Source organism: Thalassovita taeanensis, assembly GCF_900110775.1.
Taxonomy (GTDB): Bacteria; Pseudomonadota; Alphaproteobacteria; order Rhodobacterales; family Rhodobacteraceae; genus Litorimicrobium; species Litorimicrobium taeanense.
The window spans coordinates 29,230-50,318 of sequence record NZ_FOEP01000004.1; the positions used below are offsets into that span (position 1 = coordinate 29,230).

At 63.2% G+C, this 21,089-nt stretch carries 19 protein-coding genes and 1 tRNA gene; 13 read left to right on the forward strand and 7 right to left on the reverse strand.

The genetic code is table 11. The features are described 5' to 3' along the window. The first annotated feature begins 2 nt into the window (after positions 1 to 2). The 4 genes from BSF79_RS06860 to BSF79_RS06875 are packed head-to-tail and all read left to right on the forward strand — an operon-like array spanning position 3 to position 3,865. Positions 3 to 1,073, forward strand: coding sequence for an ABC transporter ATP-binding protein (locus BSF79_RS06860; protein ID WP_090269134.1), 1,071 nt, complete (start codon positions 3 to 5; stop codon positions 1,071 to 1,073). Between the two features lie 2 nt (positions 1,074 to 1,075). Further along, a complete protein-coding gene (locus BSF79_RS06865) occupies positions 1,076 to 1,987 on the forward strand; it encodes an ABC transporter permease (protein ID WP_090269135.1) in 912 nt (303 codons plus the stop codon). Further along, entirely contained in the window at positions 1,980 to 2,789 is an 810-nt protein-coding gene (locus BSF79_RS06870) for an ABC transporter permease (RefSeq protein ID WP_090269136.1), read from the forward strand. Before BSF79_RS06865 ends, BSF79_RS06870 begins: the two co-directional genes overlap by 8 nt. Before the next feature lie 50 nt (positions 2,790 to 2,839). Next, entirely contained in the window at positions 2,840 to 3,865 is a 1,026-nt protein-coding gene (locus BSF79_RS06875) for an extracellular solute-binding protein (RefSeq protein ID WP_090269137.1), read from the forward strand. Positions 3,866 to 3,912: 47 nt separating this feature from the next. Here the strand turns inward: BSF79_RS06875 and BSF79_RS06880 are convergent, their stop codons facing one another. The 3 genes from BSF79_RS06880 to BSF79_RS06890 are packed head-to-tail and all read right to left on the reverse strand — an operon-like array spanning position 3,913 to position 5,959. Then, the gene (locus BSF79_RS06880) at positions 3,913 to 4,713 is read right to left on the reverse strand and encodes a metal ABC transporter permease (protein WP_090269138.1); all 801 of its coding nucleotides are present in this window, start codon (positions 4,711 to 4,713) and stop codon (positions 3,913 to 3,915) included. Beyond that, a complete protein-coding gene (locus BSF79_RS06885) occupies positions 4,710 to 5,474 on the reverse strand; it encodes an ATP-binding cassette domain-containing protein (RefSeq protein WP_090269139.1) in 765 nt (254 codons plus the stop codon). The genes BSF79_RS06880 and BSF79_RS06885 overlap by 4 nt, the downstream gene beginning before the upstream one ends. Beyond that, positions 5,471 to 5,959 (reverse strand): Fur family transcriptional regulator, encoded by a 489-nt coding sequence (locus tag BSF79_RS06890; RefSeq protein ID WP_090269140.1) that lies wholly within the window; start codon positions 5,957 to 5,959, stop codon positions 5,471 to 5,473. The genes BSF79_RS06885 and BSF79_RS06890 overlap by 4 nt, the downstream gene beginning before the upstream one ends. 97 nt (positions 5,960 to 6,056) lie before the next feature. On the opposite strand from BSF79_RS06890, the gene BSF79_RS06895 reads away from it, so the two are divergent. Further along, the gene (locus BSF79_RS06895; protein WP_090269141.1) at positions 6,057 to 7,052 is read left to right on the forward strand and encodes a zinc ABC transporter substrate-binding protein; all 996 of its coding nucleotides are present in this window, start codon (positions 6,057 to 6,059) and stop codon (positions 7,050 to 7,052) included. Positions 7,053 to 7,055: 3 nt separating this feature from the next. Here the strand turns inward: BSF79_RS06895 and BSF79_RS06900 are convergent, their stop codons facing one another. Continuing rightward, positions 7,056 to 8,087 (reverse strand): histone deacetylase family protein, encoded by a 1,032-nt coding sequence (locus tag BSF79_RS06900; RefSeq protein ID WP_090269142.1) that lies wholly within the window; start codon positions 8,085 to 8,087, stop codon positions 7,056 to 7,058. Positions 8,088 to 8,396: 309 nt separating this feature from the next. On the opposite strand from BSF79_RS06900, the gene BSF79_RS06905 reads away from it, so the two are divergent. Together BSF79_RS06905 and BSF79_RS06910 are read left to right on the forward strand one after the other, a co-directional pair. After that, the gene (locus BSF79_RS06905; protein WP_245776342.1) at positions 8,397 to 10,208 is read left to right on the forward strand and encodes an autotransporter assembly complex protein TamA; all 1,812 of its coding nucleotides are present in this window, start codon (positions 8,397 to 8,399) and stop codon (positions 10,206 to 10,208) included. A 1-nt stretch (position 10,209) separates the two neighbouring features. After that, the gene (locus BSF79_RS06910) at positions 10,210 to 13,986 is read left to right on the forward strand and encodes a translocation/assembly module TamB domain-containing protein (protein WP_175545280.1); all 3,777 of its coding nucleotides are present in this window, start codon (positions 10,210 to 10,212) and stop codon (positions 13,984 to 13,986) included. A gap of 7 nt (positions 13,987 to 13,993) precedes the next feature. On the opposite strand, the gene BSF79_RS06915 is transcribed toward BSF79_RS06910, so the two are convergent. Next, on the reverse strand, positions 13,994 to 14,260 hold the full coding sequence (locus BSF79_RS06915; protein ID WP_245776343.1) for a cupin domain-containing protein: 267 nt from the start codon (positions 14,258 to 14,260) through the stop codon (positions 13,994 to 13,996). A 192-nt stretch (positions 14,261 to 14,452) separates the two neighbouring features. On the opposite strand from BSF79_RS06915, the gene BSF79_RS06920 reads away from it, so the two are divergent. Then, positions 14,453 to 15,781: a SulP family inorganic anion transporter gene (locus tag BSF79_RS06920; RefSeq protein WP_342741849.1), complete on the forward strand. Its 1,329-nt coding sequence runs from the start codon at positions 14,453 to 14,455 to the stop codon at positions 15,779 to 15,781. Positions 15,782 to 15,868: 87 nt separating this feature from the next. Here the strand turns inward: BSF79_RS06920 and BSF79_RS06925 are convergent. Together BSF79_RS06925 and BSF79_RS06930 are read right to left on the reverse strand one after the other, a co-directional pair. Next, a tRNA-Arg gene (locus BSF79_RS06925) sits at positions 15,869 to 15,945 on the reverse strand. A gap of 50 nt (positions 15,946 to 15,995) precedes the next feature. Beyond that, positions 15,996 to 16,307, reverse strand: a complete 312-nt coding sequence (locus BSF79_RS06930; protein WP_090269146.1) for an ETC complex I subunit — start codon at positions 16,305 to 16,307, stop codon at positions 15,996 to 15,998. A gap of 235 nt (positions 16,308 to 16,542) precedes the next feature. On the opposite strand from BSF79_RS06930, the gene uvrB reads away from it, so the two are divergent. The 5 genes from uvrB to BSF79_RS06960 all read left to right on the forward strand — a co-directional run bounded on the left by uvrB (position 16,543) and on the right by BSF79_RS06960 (position 21,064). Beyond that, on the forward strand, positions 16,543 to 18,732 hold the full coding sequence (gene uvrB / locus BSF79_RS06935; protein ID WP_090269147.1) for an excinuclease ABC subunit UvrB: 2,190 nt from the start codon (positions 16,543 to 16,545) through the stop codon (positions 18,730 to 18,732). Positions 18,733 to 18,785: 53 nt separating this feature from the next. Then, on the forward strand, positions 18,786 to 19,463 hold the full coding sequence (locus BSF79_RS06940; protein WP_139246394.1) for a hypothetical protein: 678 nt from the start codon (positions 18,786 to 18,788) through the stop codon (positions 19,461 to 19,463). After that, a complete protein-coding gene (locus tag BSF79_RS06945; protein ID WP_090269149.1) occupies positions 19,456 to 19,845 on the forward strand; it encodes a PIN-like domain-containing protein in 390 nt (129 codons plus the stop codon). Before BSF79_RS06940 ends, BSF79_RS06945 begins: the two co-directional genes overlap by 8 nt. A 379-nt stretch (positions 19,846 to 20,224) precedes the next feature. Next, positions 20,225 to 20,536, forward strand: coding sequence for a hypothetical protein (locus BSF79_RS06955; protein ID WP_090269151.1), 312 nt, complete (start codon positions 20,225 to 20,227; stop codon positions 20,534 to 20,536). 72 nt (positions 20,537 to 20,608) lie between these two features. Continuing rightward, positions 20,609 to 21,064 carry a universal stress protein gene (locus BSF79_RS06960; protein ID WP_090269445.1) on the forward strand — a complete coding sequence of 152 codons (456 nt, stop codon included), beginning with the start codon at positions 20,609 to 20,611 and terminating at the stop codon, positions 21,062 to 21,064. The last annotated feature ends 25 nt before the right edge of the window (positions 21,065 to 21,089 follow it).

The following is a 21,089-nucleotide window of genomic DNA, read 5'->3' on the forward strand; positions in this document are numbered from 1 at the left end:
GAATGACGGATACAATCGCAGTCGAAGCGAAATCAGCCCGAAAGACATATGGCCAGGGAACCGAGGCCGTCACCGCCCTCAAGGACGTTTCCGTTCAAATTTCCAAAGGCGAGTTTTTCACCCTGCTTGGCCCCTCCGGCTGCGGTAAGACCACGCTCCTGCGGCTGATTGCCGGGTTTGAAACACCCACCTCCGGCGAAATCTGGCTGGACGGCAAAGACATCTCCGCCGACCCGCCCAACAAGCGCCCCATCAACACGGTGTTCCAATCCTATGCGCTGTTTCCGCACCTGACCGTGGCGCAGAATATCGGCTTCGGTCTGGAAATGCTGGGCCGCCCGCGCAAGGAAGTGGCCGAGACCACGGCCGAAATGCTGGCCCTCGTGCGGATGGAATCGCTGGCCGGGCGCCGCACCGCGCAGCTTTCGGGCGGGCAGCAACAGCGCGTCGCCCTGGCCCGCGCACTGGCCCCGCGCCCCAAGGTGCTGCTGCTGGACGAACCGCTTTCAGCGCTCGATCTGAAACTGCGCAAGGAAATGCAATCCGAGCTGAAGCGCCTGCAAACCGAAACCGGCATCACCTTCATTTTCGTCACCCACGATCAGGAAGAGGCGCTGACCATGTCCGACCGGATCGGCGTGATGAGCGCAGGCAATATCCTGCAAATCGGCGCGCCGCGCGACATCTACACCAGCCCCGCCAACCGCTTCGTGGCCGATTTCATCGGTGAAACCAACTTCATCGACGCCACTGTTGACGCCACCGGCGCCACCCTGAGCGGCGGTCAGCATATCGACATCGCGCCACAGCGAATCGCCGGGCGGTCCGGCAAAATGACCCTCGCGCTGCGCCCCGAACAACTGCGCATCGTGCCTGCGGGCCATGGCCTGCCCGCCACCCTGACCCACAGCGTTTATTTCGGCACCGACATCCACTGCCACCTCGCCCTGCCCGACGGCACCGAACTGGTCGCCCGAATGCAAGCCGCCGCCGACGGCTCTGCCGCCTATACCCCCGGCACGCAGGTCGGCCTGATCCTGCCCCCCGACGCCATTCAGCTGCTGGAGGACTGATCATGCCCTCCTCCTCCGAAGACCTGGCCGAAACGGCCCGCGTCCGCCGCAACTGGCTGCTGTCGACGCCCGCGCTGGTGCTGCTGGCCCTCGGCGCCGCCGGGCCGCTGCTGATCGTCGCCGTCTATTCCTTCCTCGAGGCGGGTGAATATTCCGGCGTCGAATGGCGCTTCTCGCTGGATGCGTGGTTTCAGATCCTGTTCCACCGCGATATCTTCGATGACACGATCAGCCTTGCCGACGCCCACCTGACCATCTTCTGGCGCTCGGTCAAACTGTCGCTTCTGACCACGATCGCCACCTTTATCTTCGGCTTTCCAACGGCCTATTTCATCGCCACCCGCGCCCCGAAACAGCGCGCCCTGTGGCTGTTCCTGATCACAATTCCGTTCTGGACCAACCTGTTGATCCGCACTTTCGCGATCATGGAGGTCCTGCGCAATCAGGGCATCCTGAATACGCTCCTGATGAAGATTGGCCTGATCACCACCCCGATTCAGATCCTCTATACCGACACCGCCGTGCTGATCGGCATGGCCTATGTATATCTGCCGCTGATGGTGCTGCCGATGTATGCCGCCATCGACCGCTTCGATTTCCGCCTGGTCGAGGCCGGATACGACCTCTACGCCAGCCGCTGGCAAGTGCTGCGCCGGGTCATCCTGCCCATCGTCAAACCGGGTGCCATCGCTGGATCGATCCTTGTCTTCGTGCCCTCGCTGGGGGCCTATGTTACGCCGCGCGTGCTGGGCGGCGGCAAGAACATGATGATCGGCAACTTCATCGACCTGCAATTCGGACAGGGCCGCAACTGGCCACTGGGGGCCGCCCTGTCGATGGTGCTTCTGGTGATCGTGGGGGCCGCGCTGCTGGCCTATGTGCGCGTCTCGACCAAGGAGAACCCGCATGGCTAATCGCATCAAACCCTTCTCGATCACCCGCTTGCCAGGCTTCACCGCCATCGCGATGACCGCCTTCGCGATCCTCTATGTTCCGATTTTCACGCTGGTGATCTATTCCTTCAACGGCTCGCAAAGCGTCGCCATCTGGGGCGGGTTCTCGCTGGAATGGTATGCCGTCGCCTGGCAGAACACCCAAGTGCAAGAGGCCACGATCCGCTCGCTGATCATCGCCGCCAGCGCCGCCGTGATCGCCACGACCGTGGCCACAATGGCCGCGCTTGGCACCACCCGCACCGCGCAATTCAAGGGCCAGACGCTGATTTATGTGATGATCAACCAACCCTTGATGGTCCCTGAAATCGTTACCGCCGTCGCCCTGCTGATCGTCTTCGCCGTGATCAAGGTCGCCACTGGATATACCGGGCTGGCCTATCTCATTCTGGCGCATTCGGCCTTCTGCGTGCCCTTCGCCTATCTGCCGATCCGCGCCCGGCTCGAAGGCATGGACCTCAGCCTCGAAGTCGCCGCCGCCGACCTTTACGCCAACCGCTGGCAAACCTTCCGCCGCGTGACCCTGCCGCTGGCCCTGCCCGGCATCATCGCGGGTTCGATGCTGGCCTTCGTGATCTCGCTCGACGATGTGATCATTACCGAGTTTGTCAAATCCGCCGGACAAGATACCCTGCCCACCTATATGCTGGGTCAGCTGCGCCGCGTCGTCACCCCTGAGGTCAACGCGATTTCCACCGCCCTTCTGGGCCTGACGATCCTGCTTCTGACCGCCTTTTTCTTACTGACACGAACGCGGGACTAAGCCCGCGCTTTGGCCCCCGAGGCCGAGCATTCAACAAGGAGAGACCTATTATGAAAAAACTTCTCACATCCGTCGCCGCGCTGGCGACCGTGGCCAGCATGGCCTCGGCCGAGGGCGAGCTGAACATCTTCAACTGGGGCAACTATACCAACCCCGATCTGATCAAAAAATTCGAGGAAACATACGACGTCAAGGTCACGGTCACCGACTTCGACAGCAACACCACCGCCCTGACCAAGATCGAGGCCGGCGGGCATGGGTTTGATATCGTCGTCCCGACCCACTCCTATATCCCGATCTACGTGGAAAAGGGCCTGCTGATGAAGCCCGGCATCCCCGAGATGGAAAACTACCACAACCTCGCGCCGCAATGGGTCGATGTCGATTGGGACCCCAAGCGTGAATATTCCGTGCCATGGCAGTGGGGCACCACCGGCGTTGCCGTCAACACCAAGGCCTATTCCGGTGACGTGAACACCGCCGCCATCTTCATGGACCCGCCCGCCGAACTGGTCGGCAAGGTCAACGTCGTGCCCGAAATGCAGGACGTGATTTCCATGGCGCTGATGTACGTTGGCGGCACTCCCTGCACCACCGACAAGACCATGCTCAAGGCCGCCCGCGACGCGCTTGTCGCCGCCAAGCCGAAATGGATGAGCATGGACTACGGCATGACTGAAAAGATGTCGAACGGCGACGTGATGGCCAGCGTAAACTGGAACGGCTCCACCTTCCGCATCCGCAACAACAACCCCGACGTGGTCTATGGCTACCCGAAAGAGGGCTATATCGTCTGGATGGACAACGCCGCGATCCTCAACGACGCCAAGAACGCCGACAACGCCAAGCTGTTCATCAACTTCATCATGGATCCTGAAAACGCCGCGATGATTTCGTCCTTCGCGCGCTATGCCAACGGCATCACCGGGTCCGAGGCCTTCATGCCCGATGACATGAAAACCGCCCCGGAAATCGTTGTGCCCGCCGATCTGGTCGCCGCCGGTAAATTCACCGGCGCCTGCCCGAAAGAGGCACAGGACATGTACACCGCGATCTGGACCGAACTTCAGAAATAACTCCAGCCCAATGGGCAACTTCTGGGGCCCGTTCGCGGGCCCCTTTTTTATGCCACCGCGCGCCGGATCAAATCGATCAGGCTCGCCACCGCAAACAACACAGCCGCAACGCAGACGATCGTTGGCCCGGTGGGCGTGTCGAACACGAACGCCGCCTGTAATCCGCCCAGCGCCGACACTCCACCGATCACCGCCGCCATCACCGCCATCACCTCGGGCGTGCGTGCAAACGGTCGCGCCGCTGCGGCCGGCACGATCAGCATTGCCGCAATCAACAACACCCCCACCACCTTGATCGCCACCGCCACCACCAGCGCCAGCGCCAGCGTCAGCACCATCTGCTCGCGCTTGGGATCAATGCCGCTGGCATAGGCCAGATCCGGGTTCAGCGTCGCCGTCAGCAGCGCCGACCAGCGCCACGCCACGAGCGCCAGAACCATCGCCGCCCCGCCCCAGATCATCGCCAGATCCGGCTTGCCCACCGCCAGAATATCGCCAAACAGATACCCCATCAGGTCAATTCGGATTCCCTGCAGGAACGACACCGCCACCAATCCGAACGCCAGCGCCGAATGCGCCAGAACGCCCAGCAGCGTGTCCATCGCATAGCCCCGACCGCTCAGCGTGCTGACCGTGGTCGCCATCGCCAACGACACCGCAAGCACCCCGGCGAACACCGACACATCGAAACTCAGCGCCAGGGCCACCCCCAGGATCGAGGCATGCGCCGTCGCATCACCGAAATAGGCCATCCGCCGCCAGACCACGAAACACCCCAAAGGGGCCGCTGCCAGCGCCACGCCCAACCCCGCCAGCGCCGCGCGTATCAAAAAACTGTCCAGCATCATTGCGCCGCCTCATTCTCGTTTGCATGTGTATGGTCATGCCCGCAGCCCGCATCATGCGTGTGGTTGTGATCGTGCCGGTACAACGCCAGCGCCCCCTGCGTCCCGGTGCCGAACAGCGCCCGGTATTCCGGGGCCGAGGCGACAATCTCGGGCGTGCCGTGGCAACACACATGCCCGTTCAAGCACACCACCCGGTCGCTCGCGCTCATCACCACATGCAGCTCGTGACTGACCATCAACACGGCACAGCCCATCTCGCGCCGCACTTCCTCGATCTGCCGATAAAACGCCGCCGATCCCGGCTGATCCAATCCCTGCGTCGCCTCATCCAGCAACAACAGGTCCGGCTTGTCCAACAAGGCCCGCGCCAGCAACACCCGCTGAAACTGCCCGCCCGACAGCCCCGCCATCTGCCGTTCGGCCAGATCCGGCACCCCGGCCTTGTCCAGCGCCGCCGCCGCCCGCGCCCGGCTCACCCGCCGTGGCAAACCCAGAAACCGCGCCACCGTTATCGGCAGCGTCGGATCAATATGCAGCCTCTGCGGCACATAGCCGATCCGCAGCCCCGGCGCCCGGCTGATCTGCCCGGCCGAAGGCTTCACCGCGCCGATAATCGCCCTCAACAGTGTTGATTTGCCCGATCCATTCGGCCCGACAATCGTCACGATCTCGCCCCGGTCGATGTGAAAATCCACCCCCGACAACACTTCCGTGCTGCCCAGTTGCACACTCAGCCCACGCGTTTCAATCAATCGGCTCATGCCTGCGCGACCTGCGCTGACTTGCAGCGCGGGCAGATGCCCTCGGCCTCCACCACGGCCTGCTCAATTTCGAAACCGGCAGCCTCTGCCGCCTTCCCCAACCGGCCTTTCGTCGGCTCCGCATCCGCCTCGGCCACCGCCGAACACAGCCGACAGATCAGAAACCCCGGCGTGTGGACCTGCCCGGGCCGCGCGCAGGATACAAAGGCATTCAGCCGCTCGACCTTATGGGCAAAACTATGTTTCACAAGGAAATCCAAGGCCCTGTACGCCACAGGTGGCTGTGATCCCAACCCCTCGTCGCGCAGAACATCCAGAATTTCATAGGCCCCCATCGCCCGATGCTCTGACAGCAAAATCTCCAGTACCCGGCGCCGGACCGGTGTCAGCTGCAACCCCAGTTGCGTGCAAACGCCGTCCACCGCCGTCACCCCTTCCGAGATGCAGCTGGCGTGATTGTGTTTTTCAAATCCAAGCGCGGTCATGGCGGGTCCTTCGCTGTGATGCGGATTTCAGGGTTGTAATGTTATATTATACCACTTACAACCTCGTCAGATGTTATAAAATCACATGAGGTCCCCAATGCACAAGCGCCTTCTTCCCTTGCTCGCCCTGCTGGCCACGCCGCTGACGGCGACCGCCCTGATGGCCGAGGTGCCGCATGTCGCCACCGACATCCCCCCCGTTCACTCGCTGGTGTCTCAGGTCATGGGCGATCTTGGCACGCCCGCGCTGATCGTGCGCCCCGGCGCCTCGCCGCATGACTATGCCCTGCGCCCCTCCGAGGCCGCCGCGCTGGAACGTGCCGATCTGGTGGTCTGGATCGGCCATGGCCTGACCCCCTGGCTGGAAACGCCCCTTCAGCGGCTGGCAGCAACCGCACATGTGATCGAGCTGATGGACACCCCCGGCACCCGCACCCTGCCCTACCGCGAAACCGTCGTGTTCAGCCCGGATGATCACGCAGAAGACCACGCCGATGATCATGACGACCATGCTGACGAGCACATGGACGAGCACGCCGACGATGACGACCACGCGGACGATGACCACGCACACGGCCATTCCGGTATCGACCCGCATGGCTGGCTCGACCCGGAAAACGGCCGCTTCTGGCTTTCCCTGATCGCGCAGGCGCTCAGCGAGGCCGACCCCGAAAATGCTGCCACCTATGCCGCCAATGCCGAGTCCGCCCGCGCCCGGCTTGATGCCACCATCGCGCAGATCGACATCACGCTGGCCCCGGTCAGCACCAAGCCGTTTGTCGTCTTCCACGACGCCTTCCAGTATTTCGAGAAACGCTTTCACATGACCGCCGCCGGGGCGATCTCGCTCAGCGATGCCGCCGCCCCCAGCCCCGCCCGCATTGCCGCAATCCGACAGGCGGTGCAGGATCACGGCGTCACCTGCGTGTTTTCCGAACCGCAGTTCAACCCCGGCCTTGTCGCCACGGTCTTCGACGGCACCGGCGCGCACACGGCGGTGATCGACCCGCTTGGAACCGGGCTGCCGCTTGGTCCGGACCTTTATACCGATCTGCTGACCGGGCTGGCCCGGACCATGGCCGACTGCCTCTGATCCTCAGGCGTCGTTGAACCCTTCCAGCACGTTCACCGTGTTGATCCCGACCGCCTCGATGGCATAACCGCCCTCCATGCAGAACACCGTCGGCAGGCCCAGCCTGCCGATGCGTCGGCCCGCGTCGATGAAATCAGGGCTGTCCAGCTTGAAGAAGCTGATCGGGTCGTCCTTATAGGCATCCACCCCCAGCGACACCACCAAGGTCTCGGCCCCCCACGCCTTGATCCGCGCCAGCGCCGCATCCAGCGCCTCGGCCCACGCGGCATAGCCGGTTCCGGGCAGCATCGGATAGTTCACCGTCGCCCCTTCGCCCGCCCCAATCCCGACCTCATCGGCATAGCCAAGGAAATACGGAAACGCATCCTCTGGCGCCCCGTGCAGCGACGCAAAGAACACGTCGCCGCGATCAAAGAAAATGTCCTGCGTGCCGTTGCCGTGATGGAAATCAATGTCCAGCACCGCCACGCGGTCCGCCCCATCATTGCGGAACATCTGCGCCACCACAGCGGCGTTGTTGATAAAGCAATACCCACCGTACATGTCGCTTGCCGCATGGTGCCCCGGTGGGCGGCACAACCCAAAGGCCGCGCGCGCTCCCGATGCCACCGCCCGCTGCGCCGCCTGCGCGCTGGCCACCGACGACAGTGCCGCCGTCCAGGTGCCGCCCGTCATCGCCGTCTCGGAGGCCAGCGCATAATATCCGACCTTGCCGTCAATATTGCGCGGGGGCCGTGCGATCTGCATCCGCCGCGCCGGGAACGAGGCCGCGATGATCTCGCCGGCGAACCCCTCGGCCTTCCACTCGTCCCACGCCGCCTCCAGAAACTCCAGATACCCGGCATCATGCAGCCCACGCACCACAGCCATATCCGGTGCACCGGGGGCCACTGGCGGCGCAAACCCGCGCTCGTTCAGCCGCGCCAGAACATATTCCACCCGGCTGGGCCGCTCAAACGGGGTGACAAACTCCCCGCCGTTCAGCTCCGCCTGCGGGAAATGCCTGCGATGTTCTTCACTAAAAAATACCTGCATGACAGGCTCCTCTGACTGCGTCCCATTTCGACGTGCCTCCGCCTGCGGTTGCCCCACCAATAAAAAGCGCAAGCCGCATGAAACCAATCCGGGGTTTCACGCGTTATTACTCAGACCAACGGGCAAATACATGCAAGGCACATTGAATTTGATCAAAACCAGACACAGCCCGGCTGTCAACCGGCGCGAAGCCGCGCAATCTTGCCGCGCTTGTACGGAATGATGATGGAGCTTTGCCCCCGAACACCCTATTCTCGAGCCGAACAGCACCCTGCCCTGCGACAGATCGCACAGGACAAAAGGTACCCCGTGGCACAACGCTCTGGAATACTGCACATTTTCAAGGCACTTGCCGTGGTCGCCCTTGGGGTTTCGGCCCTGCCTGCCCATGCGCTCGACAGCCTCGACATCACCCTGCGCAATTCCGACAACACCAGCCTGCGCACCCGGCTGCGCCTGGCCTCGCTGCTGCGTACCGCCGACAAAGAGGGCGTCACCGATCCGCAGGATCTGTTCGCCACCGCGCTGGCCGATTATCAGCGCCTGCTCGAAACGCTCTACGCCTACGGCTACTACTCGGGCGTGATCAATATCCGCCTTGATGGGCAAGAGGCCGCACTGATCCCGCCGCTCAGTCCGCCCAAGCAGATCTCGCGCATCGACGTGTCGATCGACCCCGGCCCGCCCTTCGTCTTTGCCACTGCGCGGATTGCACCGCTGGCCCCCGGCACCACCCTGCCGCCCGAATTCGCACGCGGCCAGCGCGCCCGCAGCTCTGTCGTGCTCGACAGCGTCCAGACCGCCGTCACCGGCTGGCGCGAGGCGGGCTATGCCAAGGCCACCCCCGGCGCGCGCACCCTGACCGCCGATCACGCCGCCCGCACGCTGTCGGCGCAGATCGCCATCCTGCCCGGCCCGCAAGTGCGCTTTGGCCGCCTGATCCCCGCAGGCACCTCTGCCGTGCGCGCCAGGCGGATCCACCGCATCGCGGGCCTCCCCGAGGGCGAGGTGTTCTCGCCGCAGGAGATCGACAAGGCCGCCACCCGGCTGCGCCGCACCGGCACCTTCCGCTCGGTTGACGTGACCGAGGCCAAAACCCTCGGCCCCGACAACACCATGGACATCACCGCCGCCGTGGTTGACGAAAAACGCCACCGCTTCGGCGCTGGCGCCGAGATATCCAACGTCGAAGGGCTGGCCCTCTCCGGCTTCTGGATGCACCGCAACCTGCTGGGCGGCGCCGAACGGCTGCGCGTCGAAGGCTCTGCCTCGGGCATCGGCGGCACCACCGGCGGCATCGACTATGCCCTTGGCACCCGGTTCGAACGCCCCGCCGTCTTCGGCGCCGACACCAAGTTCTTCGCCCACCTCGATCTCGAGGTGCTGGACGAGCCCGATTTCAAATCCAACGAGGCCACCGCAGGCGTCGGCGCAACCCGGATTTTCTCGGACCACCTCGAAGGCGACCTTGAAATCGCCCTCACCTACTCCGAAACCGAGGATGCCTTCGGCAAGCGCCGCTTCACCCTGCTGACCTTTCCCACCGCCCTGCGCTGGGATCTGCGCGACAACATCCTGAACCCGACGCGCGGGCACTACATCAACGCCAACGTCACCCCCTTCTTCGGCCTGTCTGGCGAAGACACCGGCGGGCAGATCAAATTCGACAGCCGGATCTATCGCAGCCTCGGCAGCAATGACCGCTTTGTCGTCGCTGGCCGGGTGCAGCTTGGCTCGGTCGTCGGGCCAGCCCTGGCCGATGCGCCCCCAACCTATCTGTTCCACTCCGGCGGTGGCGGCACCGTGCGCGGCCAGCCCTATCAGTCGCTCGGCGTCGATCTGGGCGGCGGCACCACCGCCGGCGGGCGCAGCTTCGTCGGCCTGTCAGGCGAGCTGCGCGCCCGCATGACCGATACCATCAGCCTCGTGGGCTTTGCCGACGCGGGCTATATCGGCGCCGAAAGCTTCTATGACGGCTCGGGTGAATGGCACTCCGGGGCCGGGCTGGGGCTGCGCTATGATACCGTCGTTGGCCCCGTCCGGCTTGATATCGCCGCCCCGCTCAGCGGCTCAACCGGCGAAGGGGTGCAGGTCTATGTCGGCATCGGGCAGGCGTTCTGATATGCGTACTCTTTTCCTTCTCATCCTGCTTCTGCTCCCGCCGCTGCCCTTGCTGGCCCAGCAAACCGCCGAGTCTGATCGTGGCCTGCTCGAAGGGCTGCTCGAAGACAACCTGTCCGACATTGGCCGCTCCGTTGATGTGGTGGGCTTCGCAGGCGCGCTCAGCTCGACCGCCACGATCGAGAAACTGACCATCGCCGACGCCGACGGCATCTGGCTGACCCTCAACGGCGTGACCCTGAACTGGAGCCGCACCGCCCTGCTCTCTGGCCGCCTCGAAGTGAACGAGCTGTCCGCCGACGAGGTTCTGATTCCCCGCGCCCCGGTCAAGGACAGCAGCGCCCTGCCCACCCCCGAGGCCAAAGGCTTCGCCCTGCCCGAACTCCCTGTCTCGGTCAATATCGGCAAGCTCTCCATCACCCGCGCCGTGCTCGGTGCAGCCCTCCTCGGGCAAGAGGCCACTCTGGCCCTCACCGGCGCGGCGCAGCTCGAAGGCGGCGCAGGCAGCGCCACCCTGTCGGTCACCCGGCTGGGCCAAACCCCCGGTACGCTGGCGCTCGATGCCGCCTATGCCAATGCCACCCGCGACCTGCGGCTTGACCTGTCACTGGCCGAACCAAGTGGCGGGATCGCCGCCAGCCTGCTTGGCCTGCCCGGCACACCCGCCGTGCAGCTAAGCATTTCCGGCGAGGGGCCGATTGATGGCTTCGCCGCGACGCTGGCGCTTTCGACCGATGGCAAACCCCGCCTGAACGGCACCCTGACGCTGGATGCCACCCGCCCCGAAGATCAACCCGACGCCGCGCCCGATTACCACTTCGCCGCCGATCTGGGTGGCGACATCGCCCCGGTCTTCGCGCCTGAATACCGCCCCTTCTTCGGCCCCGACATCCGGCTTCAGCTCAACGGCAACCGCAGCGCGGCAGGCCAGATCACCCTTGACCGGCTCGACCTGTCCGCCGACGCCCTGCACCTGAGCGGCCGCGCCCGGATTTCGCCGCAGGGCTGGCCTGAGCTGCTGGCCCTGACCGCCGATATCACCCCGCGCGACGGTGCGGACGTGCTACTGCCGCTGTCTGGCCCCGCAACCCGCCTGAACGCCGCCCGGCTGAAACTGGACTATGACGCCGCCAAGGGCGATGGCTGGGCGCTCGACATGGCGCTGGACGGGCTCGACCGTGCCGGGCTCAGCCTGCAACACGCCACCCTGTCGGGGGCGGGCGACCTGCTGCGCGGCACCGACACCGCGCTGGGGCGCGTGACCGGACAGGCGACGCTGGCCGCCCTTGGCGTGCACCCGCAGGATGCCGCCCTTGCCACCGCCCTTGGCCGCGACATCCGTGCCGCCCTGCGCTTCGACTGGACGCAGGGTCAGGCGCTGCGCCTGCCCTCGCTCACCCTGTCGGGGCAGGACTATGCCCTGACCGGCGCGGCCGAACTGGGCGGGCTGACCGACGGGCTGAACCTGATCATCACCACCGACACCACGCTGACCGCCGACAATCTGACGCGCTTTGCCCCGCTTGCGGGCCTGCCCCTGTCCGGTGCGGCACAACTGGCCGTCACCGGACAGGTCGAGCCCCTGTCGGGCCAGTTTGACCTGCGCTTCAACGGCGGCACCACCGACCTCGCGCTGGATCAGCCCCGGATCGACCCGCTGATCGCAGGCGCGGGCCAACTGGCCCTGCACGTGTCCCGCGACACCACCGGCACGCTGATCGACGCGCTGCGCATCGCCACCGCACAGGCCACGATCACCGGGTCCGGCGCCCTGCGCACCGGTGCCTCGCAACTGACCGCCTCTGCCCGCCTGCGTCAGGCCGCACTTGTTCTGCCCGGCGTCACCGGCCCCGCCACGCTGGACCTCACCGCCAGCCAAAGCACCGCCACCCTCTGGCAGGTCGACGCCACAGCCACCGCCCCCGGTGAAGCCACCGCCCACCTGTCCGGCACCATCACCGGCAACGGCACCGATCAGCTTGACCTGTCCGGTCAGCTCAAGGCCGAAGCACGCGACATTTCCGTCTATTCGCAACTGGCCGGGCGCCCGCTTGGCGGCGCAGCCCGGCTCACCGCCGAAGGCACGGGCAGCGCGCTGACCCGCAGCTTCGACACCACCCTTAGCCTCACCGGGCAGAACCTTTCGGCCGATACCGGCTATGTCGATCAGCTGCTCCGCGGCCAGTCCGACCTGCAAATGCAGGTCTCACGCGCGCCCTCGGGCCGCCTGTCGCTGAAAAACGTCGACCTCAGCACGCCCGAGCTGACCGCCCGCCTCGAAGGCACCGCGGATGAGACCGCAAACGCCCTCACCTTCTCGGCCCGGCTGCGCGACCTTGGCCTGCTCGACCCAAGCCTCAGCGGCGCGGCCACCGCGCAGGGCACTGCCACCCAAACCGACGACAACTGGAACGTCGACGTTGACGCCTCCGGCCCCGGTGGCACCCACCTGACCGCCCGCGGCACGGTCTCTGGCGATGCCAAACAGCTGGCCCTCGCGCTTGACGGCGTCGCCCCGCTGGCGCTGGCCAACAACAAACTCCGCCCGCGCAGCCTGTCCGGCGTGGCCAGCTTCGCCCTGCGGGTCGATGGCCCGCCCGCGCTCTCGTCGCTCAGCGGCAGCATCACCACCCAGAACGCCCGCCTGTCGGTTCCCGATCAGCGAATCGCCCTCGACGCCAGCACCGGCACCATCCGCCTGGGCGGCGGACAGGCCGTGCTCGACCTCGCCGCACAGGTCTCCTCGGGGGGCACGCTTCAGATCGATGGCCCCGTCACCCTGACGCCCGGCTTCCCGGCCACCCTCAGCGCGACCCTGCGCGACATCACCCTGTCCGACCCGAAACTGTTTGAAACCACCGTCAACGGCGGCCTTGCGCTTAACGGCCCGCTGACCGGCGGCGCGCGGATCACCGGACAGCTTGACCTCGGCCTGACCGAACTGCGCGTGCCCAACCCCAGCGGCACCAACTTTGCCGACCTCCCCGGCCTGATCCACCGCAACGAACCTGCCGAGGTGAACCGCGTCCGCGACTGGGCCGGGATGCTGGCCCAAACCACCACCCCAAGCGCCCCTTCTGTCACCTACCCGCTCAACATCGTGATCCGCGCGCCCTCTCGCATCTTCGTGCGCGGGCGTGGGCTCGATGCCGAACTCGGCGGCACCCTGCGCCTGATCGGCACCACCTCGAATGTGGTGCCACAAGGGCGGTTCGACCTGATCCGTGGCCGCATGGATATCCTTGGCAAGCGCCTGACCCTCAGCGAGGGGCACATTCGCCTGCAAGGCGCCTTCGACCCCTATATCCGCTTCGTCGCCAACACCACCAGCGCCGACGTGACCGCCTCGATCACCATCGACGGACAGGCCAGCGCCCCCGCCCTGACCTTCTCCTCCAGCCCCGATTTGCCCGAAGACGAAGTGCTGTCGCTCATCCTGTTTGGCCGCGAACTGACCCAGATCTCGCCGCTGCAAGCCATCCGCCTCGCTGCCGCCCTGCGCACCCTCACCGGCAAAGGCGGCGACGGGCTGTCAGGCAACCTGCGGCGCGGGCTGCAACTTGATGACCTCGACGTCACCACCACCGACGAAGGCGCGACCGAGGCCCGCGTCGGCAAATACATCAGCGAAAATATCTATACCGAGGTCACAGCCGACACGCAGGGCCGCTCGCAGATCAACCTCAACCTCACGATCACACCTTCCCTCACCGCCCGTGGCCGCATGACCTCCGACGGTGAAACCGGCCTCGGCCTGTTTCTGGAAAAAGACTACTGAGCGCGCCCTAGCCCAGAAACTCGATCTCGACAAAGGCGCATTCAAAGTCATTGCCGTTGATCACGTCATGCGTTGCCCCCGCAGGCCGGAAATAGGGCACGCCGGTCTTCAGCTCCGACCGGATCCGCTCGCCGCCTTCCATCTCGATCTCCAGAAACCCGTCGAATTGCGGCACCACCACATAGTCATACTCATGCGTATGCCAGCCGGTGTTGTCCCCGCGCGCCGCGAACCGCCACTCGGTCACCCGCGTCCGCTCATTCTCAATAAACACAGTCGCAACCGACGTTCCCACCGATGCCGCAGATCCACACATGACAATCCCCTGTTTTGCTCTGCCCCGAACGCTACGCCCCCCGCGCCCACACCAACAGCGCCAGTCCCACAAACCCATGAGTCCACTGAACCACCAAACGAAACTGACAATCTCACCCGAAGTCTGCTCTGCGGCTAAAGTGGGCATAGCGTGTATATCGGCTTTGTGTCATCGTGGGTTCAATCTCCTGTCCTGGAGGCCGTGGCTGACCTTATGAAACCAAAAATTCTCACGACGCTCACGACCTATGATCGAAGGCAATTTGCCGACGACTTGGTCGCTGGAATTACCGTGGCAATGGTCGCATTGCCCTTGAGCCTTGCAATCGCCATTGCTTCTGGCGCGGCGCCGGAAAAAGGGCTCGTTACCGCAATCGTCGCCGGCTTCCTGATCTCGCTTCTTGGCGGCAGCCGTGTGCAGATCGGGGGGCCGACCGGCGCGTTTATCGTCGTCGTTTTCGGTGTCATATCTGAGCATGGATATGACGGGCTTGTCCTGGCGACATTCATGGCCGGGATCATCATGTTGGTCGCCGGGTATCTGCGGGCAGGAAACCTTGTCGCTTTTGTGCCTGAATCCGTGATCAACGGCTTCACCATCGGCATCGGTGTTATCATCGCAACAAGCCAGATCAAGGACCTGTTTGGCCTTTCGGTTGCGCAAGTTACGGCAGAATTCATCGCAAAGATCGAGGCACTTTGGGGCGCACGTCATACTGTGAATCTCCTGGCTCTCGGGATCGGGCTTGCAACCATGGCATCAATCGTTGCCCTGCGACGGCTGGCTCCCAAATTTCCGGGGCTGATTGTCGCCGTTGGTTTGACCTCCGCCATTGTTGCCATGGCCGTGCTGCCCGTTGATACGATCTTCTCCCGGTTCGGCGAATTGCCTCGCGCGCTACCTGTTCCCGCGCTTCCGGTTATCAGCGCCGAGCGGGTCGCAGAACTGCTTCCTTCGGCCTTTGTCATCGCATTCCTTGCAAGCATTGAATCGCTGTTGTCCGCGATGGTCGCAGACAAGATGATCGGCGGTCACCACAGGCCGAACGCCGAAGTTCTGGCGCAGGGCTTCGCCAATATTGGCTCAGCCTTGTTTGGGGGTCTTCCGGCCACCGGGGCGATTGCCCGAACGGCCACGAATGTTCGCGCGGGCGGGAAAACGCCGGTTGCCGGGCTCGTTCACGCACTCACCATTCTGCTTGTCATGCTTCTGGCGGCGCCTCTCGCGGGCTATCTTGCCATGCCTGCGCTTGCAGGGTTGCTCATCTTGACTGCCTGGAACATGAGCGAGCCACACAAGTGGCGCGGCTACATGCAAGCCAGAAAATCCGATCGGGTTTTGCTGGTTCTCACTCTGGTTCTGACGGTATTCGCAGATCTGACCATCGCTATTGGCGTTGGCGTCTCCTGTGGCCTAGCCTTGCGGTTGCGGGGGCATAATGCGGACATAGAAAAAGATTGGACGCCACCTGATCGCTAAGCGAAGGTCTCTACTCAAACCTCATTCAGAAATGCGCGCACCTGGCGCACGTCCGCACAGCACATATACCACCACATCTGAATGAAATGGCGATCCCACGAGGACTCGAACCCCGAACCTGCTGATTAGAAGTCAGCTGCTCTATCCAGTTGAGCTATGGGATCGCAAAGCCGCAGTTTTGCGGCAAAGCAGTTCTGCGGCAAAAAAGAGGGGCTTAGTGGGTCCAGGCGCCGCGGCGATTGGTGGCGAAATTCTCGCCATAGCCACCGACGCGGATATTGGGTTTGCGCGGTTTGGGCTCGGTCACGACCGCCTCAATCCCGTGCTCGCGTGCATAATCCAGCGCGGCCTCTTTGCTGGCAAAGCTCAACCGCACCTGCGTCTGAGTATCCCCGCTCGAAGTCCAGCCCATCAACGGATCGACCTCGCGGGCCGAGGCGGGCATATAATCCAAAACCCAGTTTCTGGTCTTGGCGACGCCCGACTGCATTGCGTTCCGGGCGGGTTTGTAGATTCTGGCACGCATGGCAAGACTCCTCTTTGCGCTGCGTTTATCCGGGAAAATCCCGCGCGCGGCAAGAGGTTCTCGGCCCCAAACCCCCGGTTCTGTCCGTAAAATTCCGGGCATCGGCGCGATCTGACCGCAATCTGCGCCGAAGGGGGTTGAAGTGGAACAAAAACAGACCAAAATCAGCACTGCCGCCCGACCCCGAACCGAAACCCGCCCCAGTGCCTGAAATCGGGCCTGAAAAGGAACCCCAATGTCTGACCCGACCCTCACCGCGCCGATGATGCACGCCCCGGCCCCCGATGTCCGGTCACGCCCCAAGCTTGAGGGCGGCAAGCGGTTTATCCTCGAAACCGAATTCTCCCCCGCCGGCGATCAGCCCAAGGCCATCGCCGAACTGACCGAGGGCATCAACGCGGGCGAGCACGATCAGGTGTTGCTGGGCGCCACCGGCACCGGCAAGACCTTCACCATGGCCAAGGTGATCGAAGCAACCCAGCGCCCGGCGATCATCCTCGCCCCCAACAAAACCCTCGCCGCGCAGCTCTATGGCGAATTCAAGGGCTTCTTCCCCGACAACGCCGTCGAATATTTCGTCAGCTACTACGACTACTACCAGCCCGAGGCCTACGTCGCCCGCTCCGACACCTTCATCGAGAAGGAGTCGCAGATCAACGAACAGATCGACCGGATGCGCCACTCCGCCACCCGCGCCCTGCTGGAACGCGACGACGTGATCATCGTCGCCTCGGTCTCCTGCATCTACGGCATCGGTAGCGTCGAAACCTACGGCGCCATGACCCAGGACCTGCAAGTCGGCAGCAGCTATGACCAGCGCGAAGTCATCGCCGACCTTGTCGCCCAGCAATACAAACGCAACGACGCCGGGTTCCAACGCGGCTCGTTCCGCGTCCGTGGCGACAGCCTGGAAATCTTCCCGGCCCACCTCGAAGACCGCGCCTGGCGCCTGTCCTTCTTCGGCGAGGAACTGGAATCCATCACCGAATTCGATCCCCTGACGGGCGAGAAGACCGATACCTTCGACCATATCCGCGTCTACGCCAACTCCCACTACGTCACCCCGAAACCGACGATGCAACAGGCCATCATCGGCATCAAAAAGGAACTGCGCCAACGCCTCGACCAGCTGGTGAACGAAGGCAAACTGCTCGAGGCCCAGCGCCTCGAACAACGCTGCACCTTTGACCTTGAGATGCTCGAAGCCACCGGCGTCTGCAACGGCATCGAAAACTACTCGCGCTACCTTACCGGCCGCGCGCCGGGCGAACCGCCCCCCACCCTGTTCGAATTCATCCCCGACAACGCCATCGTCTTCGCCGATGAATCCCACGTCTCTGTGCCGCAGATCGGCGGGATGTACAAAGGCGACTTCCGGCGCAAGATGACCCTGGCCGAACACGGCTTCCGCCTGCCGTCGTGCATGGATAACCGCCCCCTGAAGTTCGAGGAATGGGACGCCATGCGCCCGCAATCCGTCTTCGTCTCCGCCACCCCCGCCGCGTGGGAGCTGGAGCAAACCGGCGGCGTCTTCACCGAACAGGTGATCCGCCCCACCGGCCTGCTGGACCCGATGATCGAGATCCGCCCCGTCGATATGCAGGTCGATGACCTCCTTGACGAGGTCCGCAAAGTCTCTGCCGCAGGGTTCCGCACGCTCTGTACCACCCTGACCAAACGCATGGCCGAAGACCTGACCGAATACATGCACGAACAGGGCATCCGCGTGCGCTACATGCACTCCGACATCGACACCATCGAACGGATCGAGATCCTGCGCGACCTGCGCCTTGGTGCCTTCGATGTTCTGATCGGCATCAACCTGCTGCGCGAGGGGCTCGATATCCCCGAATGTGGCCTCGTCGCCATCCTCGACGCCGACAAAGAAGGCTTCCTGCGCTCGGAAACCTCGCTGATCCAGACCATCGGCCGCGCCGCCCGCAACGCCGAAGGCCGCGTCATCATGTACGCCGACCGCATCACCGGCTCGATGGAGCGTGCCATGGGCGAAACCGACCGCCGCCGCGCCAAGCAGATCGCCTATAATATTGAACACAACATCACGCCGCAGACCGTGAAAAAGAATGTCGAGGATATCCTCGCCGGGCTCTACAAGGGCGACACCGACCAATCCCGCGTCACCGCCAAAATTTCCAAACCCCTGCACGGCGCCAACCTCGAAGCCCACCTCGATGGCCTCCGCCTCGACATGCGCAAAGCCGCCGAGAACCTCGAATTCGAAGAAGCCGCCCGCCTGCGCGACGAGGTCAAACGGCTGGAAGCCGTCGACCTCGCCATCTCCGACGACCCCCTCGCCCGCCAATCCGCGGTCGAAAGCGCCGTCGAAAAAGCCGGTGCCGCGCGGGGTCGCTCAACGGGTGGTCGCGGCGGTCAAAGGGGCGGGGTCAAGCGGCGGGGGAGGTAGAATTCGATTCCCCATTGGGTAGAAGTTCGTTAGACAAAACCTAGGAGGGCCGCATGCCGCTAGATAGTCAAATACTTGGTCAAGGCGTATACACGCCGCGGGAAGCAGCACGACTTGCGCGCACAAACGCCCAACAAGTACTGCGGTGGACTCGTGGAAGCGGGACAAACGAACCTCTATGGCACGCTCACTTTCAATACTTGGACGAAGACACCACAGAAATTAGCTTCCTAGACTTAGTCGAGGTCAGGGTCGTTGCAGCAATGCGAAAGAAAAACATCTCCCTTCAATCGATCCGATTTGCCATTTCTTTTGCTCAACAGAAGTTCGGAATAGAACGTCCTTTAGCATCACAAAAATTCAAAACTGTTGGCACCGAGATTCTCATGGAAGCGGTTGAAAGCGATGGGGAGTATGTGAGCCTTGCGAAGAATCGGCCAGGTCAGAAAGTTTTCCGAGAGATTATTGCCCAGTCATTAAATGACTTGGAATATGAGAACCAGGTCGCTGTGAGATGGCGGCCAAAAGGGTTTTCCAATGTCGTCATCGATCCAAACCGGCATTTTGGCGATCCAATCCTAGATCAGTTTGGTATCTCCACAAATACGATTTATAATGAGTTTAAAGACTTCAAAGATTTGAACTATCTGTCATGTATTTATGAGATTCCAAAAGGAATACTGAATGCGGGAATTTTGTTTGAGAAAAGCTTAGACGAGGCAAATGGTTAAGGTACTTTTCGACCATAACATGCCGCCGTGCATAGCTCGCGCCATGCACGAGCTAATCAGAATAGACGATCATGAAGCCTATGCGCTTCGAGAGAAGTTTCCTACAAACATTTCCGACATCGACTACTTCAGCAAACTAAACCGTGACTGGATAGTCGTTTCAAAAGACTTGCAAAACTCCCGGAAAAAAGCAGAGCGTTCCGCCATTCTCCGCAACAGGGTCGTAGCATTCTATCTTTCCCCTTCATTACAGAAAAAGAAGGTGGGGGAGCAAGCAGCCGCAATCATGTGGCACTGGGACAAAATGCTCGCCCATAGAGCAAACGTTGAAAACGGGCTATTTTTGCTACCAGAGAATAAATCTCGCTTCAAATCTCTTTAGAAGAAAAATGTAAGATCGACCGAGCAGGCGGCTTCAGCCTCCACTTCTTCACCCCCTTCCCGCCCCAAACCCTTAACGCCTCCCCCCGTCCGCCCCGTTAACCCGGCAAAACCCGCCACCCCCGGTGCACGCGCGGTGCACGCGTTGTGCACGCCGATCACACCGGCCAAAACCGCCGATTTCCCCTTGTTAACCCCCGTTTCCCGGCCCGAGTCGCCGCCCACATCCGCGCCCCGCCGGTCGCTGCGTTAACCACGAAACGCCAATCCGCCACATTGAAATCTGCCACACTCTGCGCCATACTGACGTTGAGGGTAGCAACCCGCGCGACGTCAAAAGGTGAAAACACCGGGCCCGCGCATCGGATCGAGGCAGAGATATGAAACACATCCTTTTTGCCGCCATGCTGGCGGTTTTCATTGCACCTCTGGGTGCAACCACGGCCCTTGCAGGCCCGATTGACCGCGCCTGTCTGGCCTCCCCCCGCCAGCAGAAAAGCCGCCAACTTTGTGGCTGCATTCAGCGCGTCGCCAATCAAACTCTCAGCCGCCGTGATCAGCGTCTGGCCGCAAAATTCTTCGTCAAGCCGCATATGGCGCAGGAAATCCGCCAGTCCGACAGCCGCAGCCACGAGATTTTCTGGTTACGTTACAAAGAGTTCGGCGCCGCCGCCGCTGCGACCTGCAGCTAAGCCCGCCGCCGCAACAGCCGTATTGCCTGACGCCCGCGCTTGCGCCATGATCCCGCCGAGGGAGACAAACCGATGCGCAAATTTCTGGTGGTTCTGGACGACAGCCGCGAATGCCTCAACGCCATGCGCTTTGCCGCCATGCGCGCGGCCGGCTCTGGTGGCGGGGTTGCGATCCTGTCGATCATCCCGCCCGAAGAGTTCAACCACTGGATCGGCGTCGGTGACATCATGCGCGAAGAGGCCCGCGAGCGAATCGAGGTCCACTTCGAGGTCTTCGCCAAATGGATGCGCGACAAACAGGGCGTCGACCCCGAACTCGTGATCCGCGAAGGTGAACCGGTGACGGAAATCCTGGCGCAGATCCACGCCGACCCCGACATCGGCGTCCTCGTCCTCGGCGCCGGCACCGACAAAAAAGGCCCCGGTCCCCTCGTCACCCAACTCAGCCGCAGCGCCGGCTCCCTGCCCATCCCGATCACCATTGTGCCCGGCGATCTGTCCAAGGAACGGCTCGAAGCCATCACCTGAGGCCCCGCCACGCTTGTCGTGGCCG